Below are 3375 nucleotides of genomic sequence, written 5' to 3'. Positions count from 1 at the left end.
CGCGAGGTCAAGAAGATCACTTGCGTGTCTTCGTCGATCAGTGCAGGTCGACCGTCGTGAAGGTATTTCATCAGCCACTGAAGGGCTCGCTTGCCGGTTGGCACCACGCGATCTTTGCGGCCCTTGCCTTGACGAATCATCGCGAGACCGGATTCGTGGTTGATGTCGTCAAGCTTCAGTGCGATCAACTCCGCGCGGCGCATCCCGGTGGCATAGAACAGTTCCAGGATCGCGCGGTCCCGGAGACCAGTCGGTGTTGCGAGATCGACGGAGTTGAGCAGCGTTTCGATTTCATCGATTGTCAAGTGTGATGATGGAAGACGTTGCTCTTCTTTCGGTAGTTCGATGTCCGTTGATGGATCAGTGTTGATCCAGCCTTGTTCGGTCAGCCAAGCGAGCCAGTGCGCGACGGTTGAGAGATACGAAGCTTGCGTGCAGAACTTGAGCGGCTTACCGGTTGTCGGGGGGCGCTTGAAAAGGGGCCACCTATGGGCGCCTGTGGTCCCTTTTGAAATTGGTGGATGCTGAACATTCGGGGGGATTCCCCGATCTATTCCTTGTTGTCGGCATCAGAGCCGGTGGGCGCTTTGGCCCCTTTTGAATTTTTTTCGCCTGAGAGGCGGTAACTTTTGCCGCTGATCTTCATGATCTCGGCCGATTGAAGGAACCGATCCAGGATCGCGCTGGCGCTCGGGACGTCGCCGATCAGCTTGCCCCAATCCTCCAGCGGACGGTTCGTCGTCATCATCGTGCTGCGTACCTCGTGACGCCGCATGATGATCTCGAAGAGGTACTCTCCACTACGCTTGGGCAACTGCTTCATCCCCATGTCGTCGATGATCAGCAGGTCGGGTTTCAGGTAGCGCGACAGCACCCGTTCCTCGCCTCCATTGACTTCGTCGTGCAAGAAGTCACGAACGACATCGAAGATGCTTCGGTAGTAAACCATCGCGCCACTGCGTATCACTGCATGGCCAATTGCCTGGACGAGATGGCTCTTGCCGGTCCCCGGCGGACCACACAACAACACGTCTTTCGATTCGCGTAAGAAGTGCCCGCTGGCCAGGTCGAAGATTCGCTGACGGTCGATACTCTTGTTAAATGAAAAGTCAAAATCCTCTAGGCGTCGCACGTCCCGAAATCCGGCTCGCTTGATGCCACGTGCGACGCGGCGATCGCTACGCACAAGGGATTCGTCGGTGAGCACTAACTCCAAAAACTCAAGATGAGTCAGCTTGTTCGAAGCAGCCTCCGTTAAACGAACTTCTAATGACTCCGACATTCCGCTCAAACGGAGTTCGCGAAGCAGCCTGCTGATCGTATCATTCATCATTCTTTCCTCCTTGAAAGAAGTTCATCGTTAAAGATTGCCTTGGACACACTCGTGAACAAAGGCGTCATAGTTGCTCAGGGGACGGATCATCTCGTGTTCCTCCAGGAACGGCATCAACTGTTGCACTGGATCTTGGCGATCGATGAGTCGCCGAATGGATCGGAGTCGAAACTCACCATGACGCAGCGCGACGTCACAGGCTTGCTCGATTTGCTCGACGCGATGCTTCTTCGCAAGTTTCAGTAAACCTTGCAAAACACGGCTTCCGACGATGCCGCGTTCAGCCAGCATACGGCGACACCATCGGTCGGTATAAATGCCAATGGCCTCGATTTTTCGTAGCAGATACGCCGCTCCGCGTTCTACCGAATTGATTTTCTCACTGGCGATGTGGTCGCGGTTGGTGTTGAATGTTCCTTTCTCGCCTTGCACGTAGAACGCAATTTGTTCCAGGTCATTGTTCAGCAAGCGTCCCGTTCGGCCATCCCAACGAGCCCAGATCTCTCGGCCGACGTATTCCGGAGGCGCGCTGTAGTACGCTCCTTCGATCGTGACATGGCCATCGCGACAGACCTTGCGACGGGCTTCACGAAAGTTACTGAATCGTTCCAGTGGTAGCTTCGAAAGCGCAGGCTTCTCTTCATCGAAATGCTTACCGACTTGTCGCTTGGTGGTTCCGTGAATGCGTCGGTCAGCAACGGTTGCCTCCCACTTCTCGAGATGGTCATTCTGCGCCGCGAGTGTTTCAAATGATCTGCCACGCAGAGCATTTTCCTGGACGTAGTCCACTCCACGCTCCACCTTCCCCTTGTGACGGGGCGTATAGGGTTTAGTCGGAAGAATGGTGACACCATAGTGCCGCTCAAACGCACGCAGTTTTGGGACCAGTTCAGGGTCATACCAGTCGGGATGTTTGACCGCTGCTTTGAGGTTGTCGATGACGACTGTTTTGGGCACTCCACCGAACTCCCAAAACGCGTTCTCAAGGGCACGGATGAAGTCATCAGTCGTTTGCCGATAAACAACTTCGGCATACCCTTTTCGTGAGTGGCTCAGTACGATTCGGAAGACATGAGTTCGCCTGCGTTTGCCGTCCGGGCCGACGATCGGGGCACCGGTGCCAAAATCGACTTGCGCTTCGAAGCCTGGCTCGACTTCGATTCGCCGGAACGCTTCGGGTTTCTCATTCCGCAGGGTTTTGACGAACCGGCGAACGCTGTAGTAGCTCCCGTCGAAGCCGTGTTCGGCGACGAGATCTTGGTGGATCCGCTTGGCGTGCAGCCCCGCCGAGAGTAGCTCGATGATGGTCTCCCGGTGCGGTTCGCACTCGCTACCGGAGGCCTTCTTTGCCACCTCGTCGGTGCTCTGCGACCCGGTGGGCGCCTTGGTCCCATTTGAGTCCTCTTCGGCCAGATGCCGCCCCACGGTCTTCCTGTCGACTCCCAGGGTGGCGGCGATCTGACGCTGCGAGAGCCCTTCTTGTCGTAAACGCTTGATCTGATTGGACTTATTCACGCTTAAATGATTGGCCACCGAACTGCTCGCCTCCGTTTTGCGACCGCAAAACAGGACACGATAATTCGACCAATCCCCTCACAGGGTGGAGGACTTTCAAGCGCCCATCACTGGCCCCTTTTCAGCGCCCCTCGACATAGATTTGTGTCGTGTTGAGCTGCTCGTGACCGAGGAGTGTTTGGATCGAGCGCAGGTCCGCGCCGCCTTCGAGCATCAGCGTCGCCGTCGTGTGGCGAAGCATGTGACAACTGCCAGGTTTGGTGATGCCTGCCGCCGTTAAGTAGCTCTTGACGAGTTGGCTGAGCGTGACCGGGTGGAACGCATTGCCGCGGGACGTCAGGAAGATCACTTGCGTGCCTTCATCGATCAGTGCAGGACGGCCGTCGTGCAAGTATTTCGTCAGCCACTGAAGGGCACGCTTGCCAGTGGGGACAACGCGATCCTTGCGGCCCTTGCCTTGACGAATCATCACGAGACCGGATTCGTGGTTGATGTCGTCGAGCTTCAGTGCGATCAACTCCGCGCGT

Annotated in this window: 4 protein-coding genes; all 4 read right to left on the bottom strand. The window is 56.3% G+C overall.

The features are described from left to right. Window positions 1-305 (bottom strand): tyrosine-type recombinase/integrase (locus tag H1B37_RS32515; RefSeq protein WP_182871434.1); only part of this gene is annotated, 305 nt, incomplete at its 3' end. A gap of 245 nt (window positions 306-550) precedes the next feature. After that, window positions 551-1330 (bottom strand): IS21-like element helper ATPase IstB, encoded by a 780-nt coding sequence (istB, locus tag H1B37_RS32510; RefSeq protein WP_182871435.1) that lies wholly within the window; start codon window positions 1328-1330, stop codon window positions 551-553. A gap of 30 nt (window positions 1331-1360) precedes the next feature. After that, the gene (gene istA, locus H1B37_RS32505) at window positions 1361-2848 is read right to left on the bottom strand and encodes an IS21 family transposase (protein WP_182871433.1); all 1488 of its coding nucleotides are present in this window, start codon (window positions 2846-2848) and stop codon (window positions 1361-1363) included. Between the two features lie 121 nt (window positions 2849-2969). Then, on the bottom strand, window positions 2970-3375 hold a 406-nt coding region (locus H1B37_RS32500), incomplete at its 5' end, for a tyrosine-type recombinase/integrase (RefSeq protein ID WP_182871432.1).

This window comes from Stieleria mannarensis (assembly GCF_014154935.1).
Classification (GTDB): Bacteria; Planctomycetota; Planctomycetia; order Pirellulales; family Pirellulaceae; genus Stieleria; species Stieleria mannarensis.
The sequence above is the reverse complement of the archived record's forward strand: the minus strand, read 5'-3'. Positions and strand labels throughout refer to the sequence as shown.